This window comes from Xanthomonas chitinilytica (genome assembly GCF_026107455.2).
GTDB classification, from domain to species: domain Bacteria; phylum Pseudomonadota; class Gammaproteobacteria; order Xanthomonadales; family Xanthomonadaceae; genus Stenotrophomonas; species Stenotrophomonas chitinilytica.
The window spans coordinates 105,486-123,539 of the sequence record NZ_JAPCHY010000010.1 but is presented as its reverse complement, the minus strand read 5'-3'; the positions used below and the strand labels follow the sequence as shown (position 1 = coordinate 123,539).

Annotated in this window: 20 protein-coding genes; all 20 read right to left on the bottom strand. The window is 71.9% G+C overall.

All coding sequences use genetic code 11. The annotated features are described in order from the left end of the window. Positions 1 to 176: 176 nt before the first annotated feature. From OK345_RS12375 to OK345_RS12280, 20 genes are read right to left on the bottom strand one after another with little or no spacing between them, the layout of a single operon-like run. The gene (locus OK345_RS12375; RefSeq protein ID WP_265128287.1) at positions 177 to 620 is read right to left on the bottom strand and encodes an excinuclease ATPase subunit; all 444 of its coding nucleotides are present in this window, start codon (positions 618 to 620) and stop codon (positions 177 to 179) included. A gap of 46 nt (positions 621 to 666) precedes the next feature. Beyond that, entirely contained in the window at positions 667 to 1,902 is a 1,236-nt protein-coding gene (locus tag OK345_RS12370) for a beta-ketoacyl-ACP synthase (protein WP_265128286.1), read from the bottom strand. A 5-nt stretch (positions 1,903 to 1,907) separates the two neighbouring features. Further along, positions 1,908 to 2,642: a 3-oxoacyl-ACP reductase FabG gene (fabG, locus tag OK345_RS12365; protein ID WP_265128285.1), complete on the bottom strand. Its 735-nt coding sequence runs from the start codon at positions 2,640 to 2,642 to the stop codon at positions 1,908 to 1,910. Beyond that, positions 2,639 to 3,091 (bottom strand): hotdog family protein, encoded by a 453-nt coding sequence (locus OK345_RS12360; RefSeq protein WP_265128284.1) that lies wholly within the window; start codon positions 3,089 to 3,091, stop codon positions 2,639 to 2,641. Before OK345_RS12360 ends, fabG begins: the two co-directional genes overlap by 4 nt. 2 nt (positions 3,092 to 3,093) lie before the next feature. Next, positions 3,094 to 4,272 carry a beta-ketoacyl-[acyl-carrier-protein] synthase family protein gene (locus OK345_RS12355; RefSeq protein ID WP_265128361.1) on the bottom strand — a complete coding sequence of 393 codons (1,179 nt, stop codon included), beginning with the start codon at positions 4,270 to 4,272 and terminating at the stop codon, positions 3,094 to 3,096. A 5-nt stretch (positions 4,273 to 4,277) separates the two neighbouring features. Further along, positions 4,278 to 4,826: a DUF3261 domain-containing protein gene (locus OK345_RS12350; protein ID WP_265128283.1), complete on the bottom strand. Its 549-nt coding sequence runs from the start codon at positions 4,824 to 4,826 to the stop codon at positions 4,278 to 4,280. Beyond that, complete coding sequence (locus OK345_RS12345; RefSeq protein WP_265128282.1) at positions 4,814 to 6,055, bottom strand: NAD(P)/FAD-dependent oxidoreductase; 1,242 nt, start codon at positions 6,053 to 6,055, stop codon at positions 4,814 to 4,816. Before OK345_RS12345 ends, OK345_RS12350 begins: the two co-directional genes overlap by 13 nt. 34 nt (positions 6,056 to 6,089) lie before the next feature. Then, positions 6,090 to 7,031, bottom strand: a complete 942-nt coding sequence (locus tag OK345_RS12340; protein ID WP_265128281.1) for a class I SAM-dependent methyltransferase — start codon at positions 7,029 to 7,031, stop codon at positions 6,090 to 6,092. Then, positions 7,028 to 9,358, bottom strand: coding sequence for an MMPL family transporter (locus OK345_RS12335; RefSeq protein ID WP_265128280.1), 2,331 nt, complete (start codon positions 9,356 to 9,358; stop codon positions 7,028 to 7,030). Before OK345_RS12335 ends, OK345_RS12340 begins: the two co-directional genes overlap by 4 nt. A 7-nt stretch (positions 9,359 to 9,365) precedes the next feature. Next, on the bottom strand, positions 9,366 to 9,983 hold the full coding sequence (locus OK345_RS12330; protein ID WP_265128360.1) for an outer membrane lipoprotein carrier protein LolA: 618 nt from the start codon (positions 9,981 to 9,983) through the stop codon (positions 9,366 to 9,368). Positions 9,984 to 10,003: 20 nt separating this feature from the next. After that, positions 10,004 to 10,423 (bottom strand): acyl-CoA thioesterase, encoded by a 420-nt coding sequence (locus tag OK345_RS12325; protein ID WP_265128279.1) that lies wholly within the window; start codon positions 10,421 to 10,423, stop codon positions 10,004 to 10,006. After that, the gene (locus tag OK345_RS12320; RefSeq protein WP_265128278.1) at positions 10,413 to 11,960 is read right to left on the bottom strand and encodes an HAL/PAL/TAL family ammonia-lyase; all 1,548 of its coding nucleotides are present in this window, start codon (positions 11,958 to 11,960) and stop codon (positions 10,413 to 10,415) included. Before OK345_RS12320 ends, OK345_RS12325 begins: the two co-directional genes overlap by 11 nt. Continuing rightward, the gene (locus tag OK345_RS12315; protein ID WP_265128277.1) at positions 11,950 to 12,891 is read right to left on the bottom strand and encodes a lysophospholipid acyltransferase family protein; all 942 of its coding nucleotides are present in this window, start codon (positions 12,889 to 12,891) and stop codon (positions 11,950 to 11,952) included. The genes OK345_RS12320 and OK345_RS12315 overlap by 11 nt, the downstream gene beginning before the upstream one ends. Beyond that, positions 12,888 to 13,676, bottom strand: a complete 789-nt coding sequence (locus OK345_RS12310) for a glycosyltransferase family 2 protein (protein WP_265128276.1) — start codon at positions 13,674 to 13,676, stop codon at positions 12,888 to 12,890. The genes OK345_RS12315 and OK345_RS12310 overlap by 4 nt, the downstream gene beginning before the upstream one ends. Further along, complete coding sequence (locus tag OK345_RS12305) at positions 13,666 to 15,357, bottom strand: ApeI family dehydratase (protein WP_265128275.1); 1,692 nt, start codon at positions 15,355 to 15,357, stop codon at positions 13,666 to 13,668. Before OK345_RS12305 ends, OK345_RS12310 begins: the two co-directional genes overlap by 11 nt. After that, positions 15,350 to 15,901, bottom strand: coding sequence for a COG4648 family protein (locus tag OK345_RS12300; RefSeq protein ID WP_265128274.1), 552 nt, complete (start codon positions 15,899 to 15,901; stop codon positions 15,350 to 15,352). Before OK345_RS12300 ends, OK345_RS12305 begins: the two co-directional genes overlap by 8 nt. 20 nt (positions 15,902 to 15,921) lie before the next feature. After that, on the bottom strand, positions 15,922 to 16,176 hold the full coding sequence (locus OK345_RS12295) for an acyl carrier protein (protein WP_265128273.1): 255 nt from the start codon (positions 16,174 to 16,176) through the stop codon (positions 15,922 to 15,924). A gap of 23 nt (positions 16,177 to 16,199) precedes the next feature. Continuing rightward, positions 16,200 to 16,460, bottom strand: coding sequence for a phosphopantetheine-binding protein (locus OK345_RS12290; protein WP_265128272.1), 261 nt, complete (start codon positions 16,458 to 16,460; stop codon positions 16,200 to 16,202). Further along, positions 16,447 to 17,250, bottom strand: a complete 804-nt coding sequence (locus OK345_RS12285) for a lysophospholipid acyltransferase family protein (RefSeq protein WP_265128271.1) — start codon at positions 17,248 to 17,250, stop codon at positions 16,447 to 16,449. Before OK345_RS12285 ends, OK345_RS12290 begins: the two co-directional genes overlap by 14 nt. After that, complete coding sequence (locus OK345_RS12280) at positions 17,243 to 17,983, bottom strand: beta-ketoacyl synthase chain length factor (RefSeq protein WP_265128270.1); 741 nt, start codon at positions 17,981 to 17,983, stop codon at positions 17,243 to 17,245. Before OK345_RS12280 ends, OK345_RS12285 begins: the two co-directional genes overlap by 8 nt. Positions 17,984 to 18,054 lie beyond the last annotated feature (71 nt).

The window sequence follows — 18,054 nt, the reverse complement described above, 5'->3', positions numbered from 1 at the left end:
TGGGAGTGCAGCGATTGTGTCGGAATTGCGCCACCGGCGGAAGCGCCGCAGGCGGCCGGAAGCCCGTCCGTACACGCCGCGGCAGGTTCATGTTCATCAATGCGAAAGCCGGCATGCGGCGATGACGGCCTTCACACGCACGCATCGACCGCCGCCCGCAGGCGGCGGCGCAGGGCTCACCTGACCTTGGCGTAGGTGCCCTTGAGCGCGACGCCGGCGAGGATGGCGCCGGCATAGCATTCGAAGTTGGTGGCGCTCTTGAACTCGTTCTTCTTGTAGTAGCTGACGAGGTCGACCACGGCGTTGGCGCCGCGCGCCTTGGCGCCGTCCTGCAGCGCGCGCAGCGCCGACAGCGCCACCCAGTTGCAGGCTTCCACGTCGGACTTGTTGGCGGCGTTGGTCTTCTTGTTGGTCACGTCCTCGCCGAGGCGCTGCGCCACCGCCGGGGTGCGCGCGCCGGCCAGGTAGAAGCGGACACTGCCGTCGATGCCGGCCTCGCGGGCCTGCGGGGAGTTGATCAGGTCCTGCAGCGGCAGCTCGACGCGGGTATCGCGCGCCGAGGCGGTGGCGGACGCGGCCAGCAGGGCGGCGGCGGTGGCGATCAGGGCAAAACGGCGCATGGAACTTCTCCTTGTTGGGGTACGGGGTGGAACGCAGGCAGGTGGATCACTCGGGCCAGCGGCGGAAGATCAACGAGGTGTTGATGCCGCCGAAGGCGAAGTTGTTGCTCATCACGTACTCGGCCCGCAGCTGGCGGCCGTCGCCGGCAATGTAGTCCAGCGGCGCGCAGCGCGGGTCCACCTGGTTCAGGTTCAGGGTCGGCGCGAACCAGCCTTCGCGCATCATCTCGATGCTCAGCCAGGCCTCGAACGCGCCGCAGGCGCCGAGCATGTGGCCGACGTAGCTCTTCAGCGAGCTGATCGGCATGTCGTTGCCGAACACCTGCGCGGTGGCCTGGGTCTCGGCGACGTCGCCGTGGTCGGTGGCGGTGCCGTGGGCGTTGACGTAGCCGATCTGCCGCGGCTGCAGCCCGGCATCGGCCAGCGCCAGGCGCATGGCCTGGGCCATGGTGTCGGTGCTGGGCTGGGTGACGTGCTGGCCGTCGCTGTTGGTGCCGTAGCCCACCACCTCGGCCAGGATCGTGGCGCCGCGCGCCTGCGCGTGCTCCAGGTCCTCCAGGATCAGGCTGCAGGCGCCCTCGCCCAGCACCAGGCCGTCGCGGTCGGCGGCGAACGGGCTGGGAGTGGTGTGCGGGGCGTCGTTGCGCACGCTGGTGGCGAACAGGGTGTCGAACACCGCCGCGGCGGTGGCGTCCAGCTGCTCGGCGCCGCCGGCCACCATCACCGTCTGCTTGCCGCTGCGGATCGCCTCGTAGGCCGAGCCCACGCCCTGGCTGCCGGAGGTGCAGGCGCTGGAAGTGGTGTACACGCGCCCGGATAGGCCGAAGAACACGCCGATGTTCACCGGCGAGGTGTGGCTCATCATCTTCAGGTAGGTGGTGGCGCTGATGCCTTCGGTGGTGTGCTCGTTGAGCATGCGCCCGAATTCGGCGGTGGCCTCGTGGCTGCCGGACGAGGAACCGTAGGCCACGCCGGTCATGCCGCTGCGCAGTACCGGGTGGCCGAGCAGGCCGGCCTGCTCCAGCGCCAGCTCGGTGGCACGCACCGACATCACCGCCACCCGGCCCATGCTGCGGGTGGTCTTGCGGTTGTAGTGCGGCGGCAGCGCGAACTCCTGCGCCGGCGCCGCCAGGCGGGTGTTGAGGCCGTCGTAGACCTCCCACTGGGGCATGTAGCGCACGGCGTTGCGGCCGCTGCGCAGGTGCGCGCGGATGGTCGGCCAGTCCTGCCCCAGCGGGCTGATGGCCGAGGCGCCGGTGACGGCGACGCGTCGTTCGGTCATGCCGCTCATCCGACCAGCCCGCCGTTGACCGAGATCACCTGGCGGGTGACGTAGCCGGCCTGCTCGGACAGCAGGAACGATACCGCCGCGGCCACTTCCTCCGGGCGCCCCAGGCGACCGGCCGGGATCAGCTTGAGCGCGTGGTCGGCGACCTCGCCGCTGACCATCTCGGTGTCGATCAGCCCCGGCGCCACGCAGTTGACGGTGATCGCGCGGCTGGCCAGTTCCAGCGCCAGCGCCTTGGTGGCGCCGATGATGCCGGCCTTGGCCGCGCTGTAGTTGGTCTGGCCGCGGTTGCCGACCAGCCCGGACACCGAGGACAGGGTGACGATGCGGCCGGGCTTGCGCCGGCGCACCATCGGCATCACCAGCGGATGCAGCACGTTGTAGAAGCCGTCCAGGTTGGTGTGCACGACCGCGTCCCAGTCCTCGGCGCTCATCGCCGGGAACGCGCCGTCGCGCGAGATGCCGGCATTGCAGACCACGCCGTAGTACGCGCCGTGCTGCTCGACATCGGCCTCCAGCGCGGCGCGCGCGGCGTCGCGGTCGGCCACGTCGAAGCACAGCACCCGGGCCTGGCGGCCCAGCGCCACGATCTCGGCGGCCACCGCCTGCGCTTCCTGCACGCGGCTGCGGCAATGCACCACCACGTCGAAGCCGTCCTGCGCGGCGCGCAGCGCCACGGCGCGGCCGATGCCGCGGCTGGCCCCCGTCACCAGCACGGTGAGATTCCCTGTCATGCCTGTCCACTCTCCAGATAAGCCATCGCGTCCGGTGGTTCGAACACCGACACGTTGGCGACCGCCAATACGTTTTCGCCTTCCAGGATCCGGCAGGCGAACATTCCCAGCCCATTTTCGCCCAACAGCTCGCAGCGCGCCTCCACCCGCAGCCGCGCGCCGGCACGGAAATGCGGCTGCTCGGCGACATAGCGGCGGGTGCCCAGCAGGAAGCCGATGGACGGCTCGCGCCCGGCACGGCGGGCGCGGCAGCCGGCCCAGGCGGCGATGGTCTGCGCCATGTACTCCACGCCCACCCAGGCCGGGGTGCCGGCCTCGCCGGCGAACAGGCCGTCGCCCGGCACGGTCACTTCCACCGCCACCGATTCGTCGTCCCACGCCAGCACCCGGTCGACCAGGCGCATCGTGCCGCGATGCGGCACCACACTGTCGATGTCGTACTGCTGCATGTTCATTCCCGTGCGAACGCGAGCACCGCGTTGCTGCCTCCGAAAGCGAAAGAATTGCTGAGCGCATGCCGCGGCGGGCGCGCCGCGCGCGCACCGGGGGCGACCAGCGCCAGCGCCGGCAGTTCCGGATCGGCCTGGCCGTCCCACCAGTGCGGCGGCAGCCGCCGCTCCGGGTTGTCGGCCAGCGTCAGCCAGCACAGCGCGGCCTCGATCGCGCCGGAAGCGCCCAGGGTATGGCCGCTGAGCGGCTTGGTGGAACTGGCCGGCACCTGCGTGCCCAGCACTTCGGCCACCGCCCGGCTCTCCATCGCGTCGTTGTGCGGGGTCGCGGTGCCGTGCAGGTTCAGGTAGTCGATCTGCGCGGCCACCAGCCCGGCGCGCTGCAGCGCCTGCCGCAGCGCATCGATCGCGCCGCGGCCCTGCGGGTCCGGCGCCGACATGTGGTGGGCGTCGGAGGATTCGCCCCAACCGGCCAGCCGCACCGCGGCCGGCTCGCGGGTCATCAGGAACAGCGCCGCGCCCTCGCCGATGTTGATGCCGGAACGGTTGCGCGAGAACGGGTTGCAGCGCGCGGCCGATACCGATTCCAGCGCGCTGAAGCCGGCCACGGTGAAGCGGCACATCGAGTCGGCACCGCCGGCCAGCACCGCGTCCACCGCGCCGGAGCGCAGCAGCCGCGCCGCCGACATCAGCGCCTTGGCGCTGGACGAGCAGGCGGTGGACAGGGTCCAGGCCGGCCCGGTGGCGCCGATCTCGCGGCGCAGGAACTCGGCCGGCGTGCCCATTTCCTGCTGCCCGTAGTGGAAGTCCTGCGGCCAGTCGCCCTGCCGCCGGTGGTGGCGCAGCGCGTTCTCCGACTCGCCGATGCCCGAGGTGCTGGTGCCCACCACCACCGCCACCCGCGCCGGGCCGTAGCGCGCCACCGCGGCCTGTACCTGCGGCAGGATCTGCCGGCAGGCGGCGCGCAGCAGCGCGTTGTTGCGGCCGCGCAGCGGCAGCGCCAGGTCGTCCATCGACGGCAGCGCGCCAGCCACCTCGCCCAGCGCCAGGGTGCGCCCCGGCAGCAGGTCGGGGTTGTCGCGCAGCCCGCCGGGCACGTCGGCGAACAGGGTGTCGCGCACCTGCGCGCGGTCGGCGCCCAGCGCGCAGACGATGCCCGGTTCTCCCAGATAGACCGCCATGCCGTTCACGGTCCGTTTCCGTCCATCGCCACCGATTCGATCTCCAGTTCGTAGCCCTCGGCCAGGTTGCGCAGCCGCAGCACGCCGTCTTCGCCGGCTTCCAGCACCAGCCAGGCGATGCCGTCGCGCTGCAGCCGGCGCACGCCGCCGTCTTCCCGCAGTTCCCAGTCCGCCGGCAGTGCCGCGCGGATCGCCGCGGCCGGCCACAGCGCGAACTGCAGGTCGTCCAGCACCCGCTCGCCACGCACCTGCGGCGGCAGCCACGGCGCGCGCTGCTGGGTCAACTCGCGGCCGTCCCACTGCAGGCGCACGCCGGTCTGGCCCATCGCCTGCACCGCCAGCCGCACCGACCCGGCGTCGGCTTCCAGCAGCGCATCCAGCTCGCGCTGGTGCCGGCCGAAGCTGAAATGCAGTTTCTGCTGCAGCTGCAACGGCTGCGGCAACGCCGCCGGCGGCAGCTGCAGGGTCGGCAGCCGCACCGCCGGAGCCGGCGCGCGGGTGCTGGCGCAGGCCGCCAGCACGCAGGTCAGCAGCAGCGCGATCAGCCGGCGCACAGCTGCTCCAGCACGCGCAGGCGGCGGCCGCTGTCGTCGGCCACGTAGGGGTTGTTGGTGTCCCAGGCATAGCCGGCCAGGATCGAGCTGATCATGCGCCGCACGTCCGGCTGCTGTTCGGGGTGGAAGATGATCTGCTGGAAGCCGCCGGCGTACCAGGCCTCGACGAAGCGGCGGAAGGTCTTGACCCCGGCGCGCAGCGGGATCGCGAACTCGGCCTCCCAGTCCACCTGCTGCCCGGCGTACCTGCGCGCCAGGCATTCGCTGGCCAGCTGCGCCGACTTGAAGGCGATGGTGACGCCGGAGGAGAACACCGGGTCCAGGAATTCGCCGGCGTTGCCCAGCAGCGCATAGCCCTCGCCCCACAGCGACTTGACGTTGGCCGAGTAGCCGGTGATGCGGCGCACCGGCAGCACCGCCCATTCGGCGTCCTTCAGCAGCCGGGTCAGGTTCGGGTCCTCGCCGACGATGGCCTGCAGCTTCTGCAGGTCGTCGCCCTCGTAGCGCTCGAAGAACGACGGCTCGGCGACCACGCCCAGCGAGCAGCAGCCGTTGGAGAACGGGATGGTCCAGTACCACACGTCCACGTGCTCGGGATGGGTGGTGATCAGGATCTTGTTGCGGTCGAAGCCGGCGTCGGCCGGGATGTGGTCGCGCACGTGGCAGAAGATCGCGCCGCGCACCGGGAAATTGGACGGCGATTCCAAGTCCAGCAGCCGCGGCAGCAGCCGCGCGAAGCCGCTGGCGTCGAGGATGAAGTCGGCCTCGATCAGGTACTCGCTGCCGTCGGGGCGGCGGACCGTCACCCGCGGCTGCGCGCCCGGCTCCACCGCCAGCACCTCGTCGCCGAAGCGCAGCGTGGCGCCCATGCGCTCGGCGCCGCGCGCCAGCACGTTGTCGAAGTCGGCGCGCTGCACCTGGTAGGTGGTGCCCCAGCCGGGGGAGAACTTGTCGCGGAAATCGAACTCGGTGGCGCGCTCGCCGCGCACGAAGGCGGCGCCGTTCTTGTACTGGAAGCCGGCCTCGACCACGTCGCGCAGCAGCCCCGCCGCCTCGATGTACTCCATGCTCTGCGGCAGCAGGCTCTCGCCGATGGAGAAGCGCGGGAACTGCTGGCGCTCGAGCATCAGCACCTGGCGTCCCTGCTGGCGCAGCATCGCCGCGGCCACCGAGCCGGCCGGGCCGGCGCCGATGATCAGCACTTCGGTTCTTTCCATGGCAACGGTCATGCGTACCTTTCCTTTTGTCGGGGTCGTAGGGGAATCAATCGCCACGGCGGGCGAGGAGGAAGCGCGAAGGACAGCCGCTCTCGTCGATCACCGGCTCGAAGCCGTGCTCGCGCAGCAGCGCCGGGAAATCCAGCTTGTGCCAGGCGGCCAGGAACGGCTCGTGCACGAACCCGGCCAACCAGCGGAAGTACAGGCCGCGCCAGCCGAAGCGCCGCAGCATCCAGCCGGCACCGTGGCGCCACTGCAGCGGCGAGGGTTCCAGCACCGCCAACCGCGCGCCCGGGCGGGTGATGCGGCGCAGCTCGGCGCAGAAGCGGCGCAGGTAGTGCGGCGGGATCTCGTGCAGCACGAAGCTCACCCCGACCGCGTCGAAGTGGCCGTCGGGCAATCGCGTGTCCTCGGCCAGCCCCTGCCGCCAGCGGATGCCGGAGCCGGCATGGCGGCGTGCGGCCTGGCGCAGCAGGTAGGGCGAGGGTTCCAGCGCCCATACCTCGGCGATGCCGGCCTGCTTCATCGCCGCGGCCAGGTGCCCGCCGCCGCTGCCCACGTCCAGCGCGCGCGCCGCACCGCGCAGGCTTTCGGCCACGCGCCGGCGGCCGTGCGCCATGTGCCCCAGCATCACCCGGTCGAAGCCGGTCATGTAGCCGCCGGTGACGCAGTCGGAGTAGTTGCCGTTGGGCAGGTTGTGGAATTCCTGCAGCAGGTACTTGGGAATCGGCTGCAGCCCGGGCAGCCCGGCCGGTAGCCGCACCTTGCCGCGACGGCGGCCGAGGAAGCGCGGCAGCACCTGCCGCAGCATCGCCGGGCGCCACCAGGGCGCGGCGTCGGGCCAGGCGCGCGGCAGTTCGGCGGCGGCCCAGTCGATCGCATCGGCATTGGCCGCCGCGTCGGAGCCGGCCGCCTGGCACGCTTCGATCCGCAGCGCGGCGGATCCGCGCGGCGCGCGATGCGGCTGCAGGTCCGGCTGCCCGTTCACGGCACCTCCGTGGCGGCCGCGGACGGCCGGAACAGCGGCGAGATCAACCACACCAGGCCGATGCCGAACAGCAGGGTCAGGCCGAACGCGCGCAGCGCCGGGGTGGCCGACAGCGCCAGCAGGCCGAACGACAGCCAGGTGCTGGCCGCGCCCACGCAGACCGCCAGCCAGGCACTGGCATCGCCGCGGTGTTCGATCAGGAAGATGCCGTAGTCGATGCCCATGCCCAGCAGCAGCAGCAGCGCCAGCACGTTGAACAGCTGCAGCGGTTGCCCGGCCAGGCCGAGCAGGCCGACGGTCAGCACGCCGGCGGCCACGGTCGGCGCGAACACCCGCCACGCCTGCGCGCGGTAGCGCCAGTACAGCACCGCGAACACCAGCACGATGCCGACCAGCAGCAGCGCGCCCATCAGCTTGCGGTAGTGCCCGAGCAACTGCGAGAAATCGGCGGTGCGGTCGACCCAGCGCACGCCCTCCAGGCCGTCGGCCTGCTGCTGCAGCACGGCCAGCGCGTCGGCGCGGGAAAGGTCGTCGACCATCACCACCGAGGCCTGGCCGTCGCCGATCCGGCCCAGCCACAGGTGGCGGAACGGTTGCGAGACCGGCGCGGCGAGGAACGCGGCGGCCTGCAACGGCGCCGCCACGAAATCCGGACGCGGCAGTTCCTCGCCCACCACCTCGCCCACCTGCCGCAGTACCGGCGGCTCGACCGCCGCGGTCAGCGCAGCGTCGGCCTGCTGCCGCCGCTGCGACGGCAGCCAGTCGCTGATCGCGCGATAGCCGCCGATGCGTTGCTGGTCCACCAGTCCCTGCAGTTTCGCCACCAGCGCCTCCTCGCGCTGCAGCAGCTGTTCGGCGTCGGCGCCCTGCACCAGGTAGAACTGCGCCGGGCTGGGCATGCCCAGCATCTGGCCGATGCGCAGCTGCTGCGCCACCAGTGCCGGCGGCGAGGACTGCAGGCTGCGCAGGTCGTCGTCGCTGCGCAGCTGCGACAACCCGGCACCGGCCACCAGCGCGACCACGACGAAGAACGCCAGCGGCGCACGCCGGCCCTGCAGCCGCGGCCAGCGCTCCAGGCTGCCGCCCAGCCAGCGCGAGAAGCCGGTGCTGCGGATCTGCCCGCCGTCCAGCCACGGGAACCAGAAGATCACCGTCAGGAACGCCGCGGCCAGCCCGACCACCGAGAACAGCGCCATCTGCCGCAGGCCCGGGAACGGCGCCAGTCCCAGCGCCAGGTAGGCCAGCGCGCTGGTCAGCAGCGCCAGCCACAGCCCCGGCAGCAGGTGCCGCAGCAGCGCCCAGCGGCGCTCGCGCGGCTCGGCCTGGCGCGAAGCGAACCAGTGGATGCCGTAGTCCTCGGCCACGCCGACCAGCGAGGCGCCGAACACCAGCGTCAGCACGTGGACCTTGCCGAACACCAGCACCGTCGCCGCCAGCGCCACGCCGCAGCCGATCAGCAGCGAGGCGGCCACCAGCAGGATCGGCCGCAGCGAGCGGAACGACAGCCACACCAGCAGCAGCACCGCCGCCAGCGAGCCCCAGCCGATGGTGTTGATCTCGCGGTTGGCCTGCACCGCCGCGGCCTCGGCATGCAGCGGCACGCCGGCGCGCAGCAGCTCCAGGTCCGGCGCGTGGCGGCGCGCGGCCGCTGCCGCATCGTCGAGCAGCGCGTCGAGATGGCGTTCGCCGTCGAGCTGGAACGCCGAGCCGCGGGTCTCGTACTGCAGCACCGACCAGTGCCTGCCATCGGCCTCCAGCAGCCCGTCCTCGCCCATGCGCAGGCCCGAACCGAGCGCGCGCTGCTGCCACCACTGCGGCCACAGCCCCAACGGATCCTGCCGCCACTCGGTCAGGCGCGGCGCGCCCATCGGCCCGTACAGCGCCGCCAGCGCGGCCTGCGCCAGTTCCGCGCCGTCTTCCTGCCGCAGCTGCCGGCGCTGCTCCGCGGTCAGCAGGCGGTCGCGGTACGGCGCATAGAAGGTGCGCGCCTGCTCGAACCAGCCCTCGATCGAGCCGGCCGGCTTCAGCAGCGCGCTTCCCTGCCGTTGCAGGTGCTCGCGGAACGCGGCGTCGGCGGCCTGGGCCGCGGTCGCGTCGGCGCTGCCCAGCAGCACCACGATCTGCCGCGAACTGGCATCGGCGATGCGCCGGGTCACGTCCGACAGCAGCGGGTCGTGCGCGTCCTGCGGCAGCAGCGCCAGGATGTCGGTGTCGATCCGCGGCGCCTGCTTCCACAGCTGCCACTGCTGCACGCCCAGCCCGACCAGCAGCAGCAGCCAGGCCAGGCCCAGCCAGCGCCACCAGCGTAGCGGGCGGTCCGGCGGCATTCCCGGTTCAGTCAAAGCGGCGCCCCTCTTCGGCGCTGAGCTGCGCCGGGGTCTCGCTCAGCGCGCTGAAGCGGATCGTCGTACGGTCCTGGTTGGCCTCCTCGATCTCCACCTCGCGCACGTAGCGGTCGCCGCTCAGGCGCAGCGCGGTGAACGCCTTGGCCAGCATGCCCGGGCGCGGCGTCAGCCGCAGCCGCCAGCCGTCGCCGGGCAGGAGCTCGGCCTCGACCTGGAACGAGGCCGACAGCGCCTGCACGTCGCCGCTCATCAGCGCGAACATCATCGCGTTGACCGAACGCAGCGCCGGCTGCTGGCGGCCGTCCAGCTCGATGCGGCGGCTGCCGTCGCGCTGGCGGCTGAGGATGCGGTCGCCGGTCAGCACCATCTCCGAGGGAAACGGCTTGAGCGTGGTCCAGACCACGCCGCGCTCGCGCGCCAGCAGGAAGCTGCCCTGCGAGCGCAGCGGGTTGTTGAAGCCGGCCATCTGCTTTTCCTGGCTGAACTCGCCGCGCAGCACCTCGACCTGCGCCACCCGCTGGCGGATCGCGTCCAGCTCGTCGGCGGCCTGCGCCGGCAGCCCGGCCAGCAGGCCCGCCGCCAGCATGGCGGCCTGCGACATGCGCATCAGCGCGCGGAGGAAGACGTTCATTGCGGTTGCACTCCCAGCTTGTCCCACAGCACCTGCGGGCACAGGTACAGCATCTCGTTGGTCGCCGCGTCCACCGCCACCTGGATGGTGTGGGCGCGGGTCAGCAGCGCGTCGCTGCCGGCGTCGCGGATCTCGTAGGCGATCTTCAGCCGGTTCTCCCACTCCACGATCTGCGCCCGCACCCGCAACGACTGCCCGTACAGCAGCGGGCGGATGTACTTGATGCGCGCGTCCACCACCGGCCACAGGTGGCCGTGCTCGCGCATCTGCGGGTAGTCGTAGTCGTAGCGCTGCAGCAGCGCGCAGCGGGCGATCTCCAGGTACTTGAAGTAGTTGCCGTGCCAGACCACGTTCATCGGATCGCAGTCGTGGAACGCCGGCGACAGCTCCACGGCCAGGCTCAGGTCATTCGACATACAGGTTCCAGCGTTCGGTGCGGATGTCGTCCAGCAGCGCGCGCAGCTCGCCGTCCAGCGCGCGGTCCTCCTCCACCAGCGCGATGCGCGCGCACAGGTCCTCGTGCATCGCCGCCACCGCATCGTGCAGCTCGGCGTTCATGCCCTGGCGCTGGCGCAGGCCGATGCCCTGGCGGGCGGCGATCAGCATCGCCGCGACCACCTGCTCGGTCAGCTCGATCACGCGCAGGCAGTCGCGCGCGGCGATGGTGCCCATGCTCACCTTGTCCTGGTTGTGGCATTCGGTGGAGCGCGAGAACACCGAGGCCGGCATGGTCTGCTTCAACGCTTCGGCGGTCCACGCCGAGACGCTGATCTGCAGCGCCTTCAGGCCGTGGTTGATCGGCGCCCGCGCGCCGCTGGCGCCGGACAGGTTGGCCGGCAGGCCATGGTTGAAGCGCGCGTCCACCAGCAGCGCCAGCTGCCGGTCCAGCAGGTCGGCCAGGTTGGCCACGGCGTTCTTCAGCGCGTCCATCGCGAAGGCGATGTGGCCGCCGTAGAAATGGCCGCCGTGCAGGATGCGCTCGCCTTCGGCGTCGATCAGCGGGTTGTCGTTGGCGCTGTTGAGCTCGGTCTCGATCAGCTGCCGCAGGAACGGCAGCACGTCCTCCAGCACGCCGATCACGTGCGGCGCGCAGCGCAGCGAATAGCGGTCCTGCAGGCGCTGCTCGTTGCGCGGCGGGCGGCCGCTGTGCAGGTCCCGGCGCAGGCGCGCGGCGACGCGGGTCTGGCCGGGATGCGGCTTGGCGGCGAACAGCACCTCGTCGAAATGGTGCGCGTTGCCGTCGCTGGCCAGCACGTTGAAGGCGGTCAGGCGGGTGGCCAGCCGGCCCAGGTAGTCGGCGCGCTGCCAGGCCAGGCAGGCCAGCGCGGTCATCACCGCGGTGCCGTTCATGATCGCCAGGCCTTCCTTGGGCCGCAGCCGCAGCGGCGCCATGCCGATCTCGGCCAGCGCCTCGGCCGCCGGCCGGCGCTGGCCGCGATGCATGACCTCGCGCTCGCCGCACAGCACCGCGGCCACGTACGACAGCGGCGTCAGGTCGCCGCTGGCGCCGACCGAACCCTCGGCCGGGATCAGCGGCAGCACGTCGTGCCGCAGCAGCGTCACCAACCCTTCCAGCAACGGCCGCGACACCCCGGACATGCCGCGCACCAGCGAGGCCAGGCGCGCGGCGATCACCGCGCGGGTCTCGGCCTCGTCCAGGTAGCGGCCCAGGCCGCAGCCGTGGTAGGTGAACAGGTGGTGCGGCAGCTCCTCGATCAGCGCCGGCGGAATGTTGACCGTGCACGAGTCGCCGTAGCCGGTGGTGACGCCGTAGATCACCCCGTCCTCGCGCAGCAGCCGGTCCAGGAACTCGGCGCCGCGGTCGATGCGCGCGCGGAAACCGGGATCGTCGGACAGCGCCGCGGTGGCGCGCCGCTGCGACAGCGCGACCACGTCCTCGATGCGGAGCGGCGCATCGCCGAAGCGCTGCGCGGGAAGTGCGTTACTTGTCATGAGATGCCTGATCCCAGAAGGGGAAGAAGTTGAACCAGTCGTAGGGCGCCCGCACGACCTGGGTTTCCAGCCACCGGGCGAAATGCGCCGCCTGCGCGGCCAGCGCCGCGTCGCGCGAACCGCGCGGCAGCACGATGCGGTCGCTGAAGTGCTCGAAGCGCACGCAGTAGCCGTCGCCCTCGTGCGTGCAGGCCATGGTGTAGACCGGGCAGGCCAGCGCCGCGGCCAGCACGTAGGCGCCGATCGGGAACTGCGCGGTGTGGCCCAGGAACGGCGCCGGCACGGTGCGGCCGCCACGCAGCGGCACGCGGTCGCCGACGATGGCGACGAAGCCGCCGTCGGCCACGCGCTGCGCCAGCTGCATCGCCGTGGCCGGGCCCATGTCGGTCACCTGCAGGATCTCGACCGAGGCCAGCGGGTCCAGCCGCTGCAGCAGGCGGTTGAAGCGCTGCGCATGCGCGGTGTGCACCAGCACGGTGATGCGGAAGCCCGGCACCTCCTCGGCCAGCACCTGGCACAGCTCCAGGCAGCCGATGTGCGCGGTGAGGATCAGCCCGCCCTCGCCACGCGCGATCTTCTCCAGCATCAGCTCGCGCTGCAGGTGGATGCGCTCGCGCGGGTAGCGCCCGCCCAGGCCCAGCAGCTTGTCCAGCAGGGTGTCGGCGAACAGCGCGAAATGCTTCAGGCCGTGCCGCCAGCCGGGCGGCCCGCCGAGCACCCCGGCATGGTCCTGCAGGCGCTGCAGGTACTGCAGCGATGCGCGGCGGGCGACGCGGTTGCCCAGCCAGTGGCACAGCACCACCGGGTACACGCACAGCCGGTACGGCCAGCGCCCGAACCAGCGGTAAACGCCGCACAGGAACAGGATGCCGGCGGCCGAGGTGGACTCGCCGATCTCGGCCCAGTGCGGGGTGCGTGCGACGGCGCTCATCGATCGGCGACCGGGCGCAGGCGCGCGGCCAGCAGCCGCGGCGCGCGCCGCAGCATGCCGAAGAACAGCCGCGCGTGCATGCGGCTGATGCGCAGGTTGTCGCGCCACACGTCGAAGTGGGAGACGCCGTCGCGCGGATAGGTCACGCGGGTGGGCAGGTTGACCACCTCCACCCCGCGCCAGAACAGCCGCACCAGGATCTCGCTGTCGAAATCCATGCGCCGGCCGATGGTCTCCTCCCCGGCCAGGCGCAGCACCGGCGGCAGCGGATACAGCCGGAACCCGCACATGGAATCGCGGATCCGCAGCGACAGCGTGTTGATCCAGACCCAGACGTGGGTGGCGTAGCGGCCATACAGCCGCGCCCTGGGCACGCTGGCGTCGTAGGCCGGGATGCCGCAGATCACCGCCTGCGGCGACTGCCGCGACAGCGCCACGAAGCGCGGGATGTCGCCGGGGTCGTGCTGGCCGTCGGCGTCGATCTGCAGCACGTGGCTGCAGCCGCGGCGCCCGGCCTCGGCGAAACCGGCCAGCATCGCCCCGCCCTTGCCGCGGTTGTCCGGCAGCCGCAACAGCGCCACCCGCGGCGCGTGCGCGGCCGCCAGCGCATCCAGCGCGCGCGCGCAGCCGGCATGCGAACCGTCGTCGACCAGCAGGCACGGCAGGCCGCTGGCGAGCACGCCCTGGACCACGCCGGCGATCGCGTGCTCGTGGTCGTACACCGGGATGACCACCAGCGGGTCGAACCGGTCCTCCGGCGTCATGGCGGCCGCTTCAGGCGTCATCGCCGAACAGCACCTTGCCGCTGGCATGGGTGCCGTGCGCGGAGACGTAACGGAAGCCCAGGGTCCGCCGCGCCGGGTCCCAGCCCAGCGTCAGCGTCAGCACGTCGCCGGGGCGGGCGACGTGCTGGAATTTCAGCGTTTCCATGCGCAGGAAGCGCGGCGGCATGGCGAAGGCCTCGCGGCCGTAGCGCACCGCCCAGTCCAGCTGCACCACCCCGGGCAGGATCGCCGCCTGCGGGAAATGGCCGTCGAACGCGACCAGTTCCGGCTGCAGCCGCATTTCCAGTTCGGCCGCGTCCGCCTCGCGGCGCAGCCAGCGCACCTGCGGCAGTTGCGGCCGGAACAGCGCGGCCAGCGCCTGCGCGGTGCTCTTGCCCTGGGCGTTGATCGGCAATGCCTCGACGAAGCGCCAGCGCCGCGGCCGCGTCACCGCGTCGTGGCTGGGCGCCAGGTGCGCGGCCAGCGCCTGCGACAGCTGCCGTCGGTCGCCGGCGTGCAGCTGCCGCCAGCCTTCGGCGGTCGGCACGATCACCGCCGCCAGCTGCTCGCGCGTGCCCGGCAGCACCAGCACCTTGGCCTCGGCCACCGCCGGGTGCGCCAGCAGCTGCTGCTCCAGCGCCTCGAGCGAAACCCGCCGTTCCTCGATCTTGACGATGCGGTCGGCGCGGCCGAGCAGGCGGAAGCCGCCCGCGGCATCGGCTTCCACCCGGTCCTGGGTGCGCCACCAGCCGGGCCGGTCCAGGTGCGGCGAGGACACCGCCAGGCAGTCGTCCTCGATCCGCCACTCGACCCCCGGCAACGGTTGCCAGGCCGGTTGGCCACCGTTCCAGCGGCGCCAGGCGATGCCGCCGGTCTCGCTGCTGCCCAGCACCTCGGTGGCGGGCACGCCCAGCAGTTCCCGCGCCGCCTGCGCGGATTCGGCCGGCAGCGCGCCGCCGGAGGAGAACACCGCGCGCAGGCGGCCGTCGAGCGCGCGCCAGTCCAGCTGCTCCGGCAACCGCTTCAGGTGCGCCGGGGTCGCCACCAGGACCGAATCGTGCCGCGCCAGCGCCGCCACCAGGTCCTCGTGGAAGAAGGTGCGCGGCATGATCGGGCGCCCGGCCGCCAGCGGCCACAGCACCCGGAACAGCAGCCCGTAGATGTGCTGGTGGGCCACCGTGCCGTGCACCCGCGCAGCGCCCAGCTGCGCGCCGAACGCGGCCTGCAGCGCGTCCACCTCGTGCGCCAGCTGCGCGGCACGCTTGCCGATCGCGCTCGGTTCGCCGGTGCTGCCGGAGGTGAACACCACCAGTTGCAGCGCGTCCAGGTCCAGCGGCGGCAGTGCCGTTTCCGTTTCTGCTTCCGTCGCCGCCGGCAGCGGCGCGTAGGCGGCCGGCACGTCGCCGGCGAAACCCTGCACGTGCCCGCGCAGCCGTTCCAGGGTTCCGGGCAGGTTGTCGCCGCCCAGGAACACCCGCTTGCCCGCGTGCCAGGCGCCGAACAGCGCGGCGGCGAAGTCCAGCGCATCGTCGAAGTACAGCGCCCAGTCGTCGCCGGGCGCGGCGGCGAACGCCCGCCGCCAGGCCAGCGCCTGGCGCCGGAACTGCGCGTGTTCGACCACGGCGCCGTCGCGGTAACCGACCACCCGCGCCGGGTCGGCCGCATCGGCGACGATGCGTTCGAGCGCGATCCACTCAGCCATGCGCGTGGGCCGCCTTCACCCGTCGCCGCACCAGCCACTCGGCACCGAACAGAATCGCCATCATCACGTACGCCAACAATCCGTTGTAGAGCGCCCAGACCCGGCTCGACGCCCACAGCGCCGTGACCAGGGCCAGGCCGCCGTTGAGAATGAAGAACCCGCACCAGACCTGGGTCACGCGCCGGGTATAGGCCACGGCGAAGCCCGGCAGCTGCGGTTCGCTGAGCCGGGCGATGCGCTCCACCGCGGTCGGCGGGAAACGCAGGCTGGTGGCGAACACCACCAGCATCACCGCGTTCACCAGCGCCGGGTACAGCTTCAGCGGCAGCACCTGGTTCAGCACCGTGGCCGCCAGCGCCAGCACCCCGGTGCCGGCCGCGGCCACCAGCCACACCGGCTGCCGGGTGGCCGCCGCGCGCAGCGCCGCCAGCGCGAACAGCAGCAGCGCCAGCCAGCGCGGCTCGAAGCGGTCCAGCGCCAGGTACACCAGCAGCGGGTACGCCAGCGACAACACGGCAAACGTCGCTATCCGGACCCGGCTCAAGACTGTCTCCGACCGCTGCCTCAGGCAGCCTGGTCGCGGATCAGGCCATGCAGCACGTCGACGATGTCCTGCACCGTACGCACCGACTTGAAGGCTTCCGGCTTCAGGCTGCGGCCCAGCAACGGCTTGAGCTGCACGATCAGGTCGACCGCGTCGATGCTGTCGATGTCCAGGTCGTCGTACAGCCGCGCCTCGGGCGTGATCCGGGCCGGGTCGATCTCGAAGCTGTCATGCAGGATCTTCACGATCCGCTCGAAAAGTTCGTTCTTGGTCATTGCTGAAGTTCCTGCCGAAGCCATCACGGCTGCCTGCGCGAGGCGACGAATTCGCTCAGCGCGCGCACGCTGGAGAAATGCCGACGGGTCTCGTCCGAGTCCGCCGACAGGCTCACCCCGTAGCGCTTCTGCAGCGCCAGGCCCAGTTCGAGCGCGTCGATCGAATCCAGCCCCAGCCCCTCCACGAACAGCGGGGCCGCCGGATCGATGTCCGCAGGCGTGATGTCTTCCAGTGAAAGCGATGAAATGATCAATTCCTTGATCTCGTGCTCAAGTGCCTGCACGCGTGGTCTCTCCGGCGAAATCGAAATATTGGGCAAGGTAGTCGGTCAGACGCCTGGCGGCCAAGGCTTCCCCTCTTGGCGTATCGCCAGCCCCATTCAGAAAAGACGAGATCGGGAGGTCTTCCCCGATGTCTACCAGAACATGAAAGCGCCGTGACGGTACACGATACCATTTTTGGCCTTTGTTCAGCGTGGGTGGGGTGCAGGTGATGCGTACCGGGGTGATGTCCAGCCGTCCGCGCACGGCGATGTTGGCGGCCCCGCGCTGCAGCCGCGGCGGCTGTCCGGGCACGCTGCGGGTGCCCTCGGGGAAGATCACCAGGTTGCCGCCGGCACGCACCGCGGCGATGCAGTCGTCGACCAGGCCGGCGCCGTCGTCGTTGGAGACGTAGCCGGCCGCGCGCACCGGGCCGCGCATGAACGGGTTGCAGGCCACCGCGCGCTTGACCACGCAGTCGGCGTTGGGCAGCAGCGACACCAGGAACACCACGTCGATCAGGGTCGGGTGGTTGGCCAGCACCAGCAGGCCGTCGCGCCGCAGCCGCTCGCGGCCGCGGATCTCGTAGGTCAGCACGCCCAGCCGGTGCATGATCCCGACATGGGTGGCGAAGCTGAGCTGCACCAGCCGCCGCGCGATGCGCCGCCGCCGCTGCGGGTCGCCGATCAGCAGCAGCAGCGGGAACAGCAGCCCGCCCAGCAGCAGCCCGCCGAGGCCGAACGCCAGGAAGCTCAGGCCGGTGCCCAGCACCCGCCAGGCATGATCCATGCGCTGGTACAGCCGTCTAGCCATGGCGGCGCCAGGTCCACTGCTGGTCGCGGTCGGCGAATTCCAGCCGCGGCTCGCCCGACAGCAGGAAGCGATGCACGTCCAGGCCGTGCGGCAGCAGCCCCGCGGCGCTGTCGCCGGCGGCGCCGGCCTCGCCCCAGGCCAGCGACAGCCGCGCCCCCGCCGGCCCGGCCGCGGCGATCCGCCAGCACCAGGCGAAGAACGGGTCCGGCTCGTCGCGGAATCCGGCATACACCTCCGGCAGCGGCGATTCGTAGCCGACCACCAGCACCTCCGGAGCGCCATCGGCCAGCAGGCCGTAGGCCTCCAGGCAGGCCGCCTCGACGGTGGCCTTGCCCGCCGCCAGCGCCAGGTAGTTGCCGCGCTTGCCGCGCACGATCGAATACAGCGCGGCCACCGCGTTGTGCACCGACAGCCCGAACGCGGTCGGCGACAGCGCGGCATCGTCGGACAGGCTGTTGAGCAGCTCGATCGAACGGACGACATCGCCGTGCCGCGAGGCGAACACCAGCGGCACGCGGTCGCCATCGGTCTCGGCCTCGCACCAGCAGGCCGCCTGGATCGCCATGCGCCCCAGCCGCTCGATCCGCCGCCGCTGCATCGCCGGCACCTCGCCCAGCGCCGGGGTGTCCTCGCCGCTGGGCAGGAACGGCTGCCGCGCCCATGCCTGCCAGTCCTCGCGCTGCACCAGTCCCGGTGCCCACGCCGCCCAATCCGTTACCGAAAACTCGATCATCCTTCCTGCCAGCAATACATGAACGCCCCCCTCCGGCGGACCGGAGCCACGACCCGCGGGCCGCCCCCGCC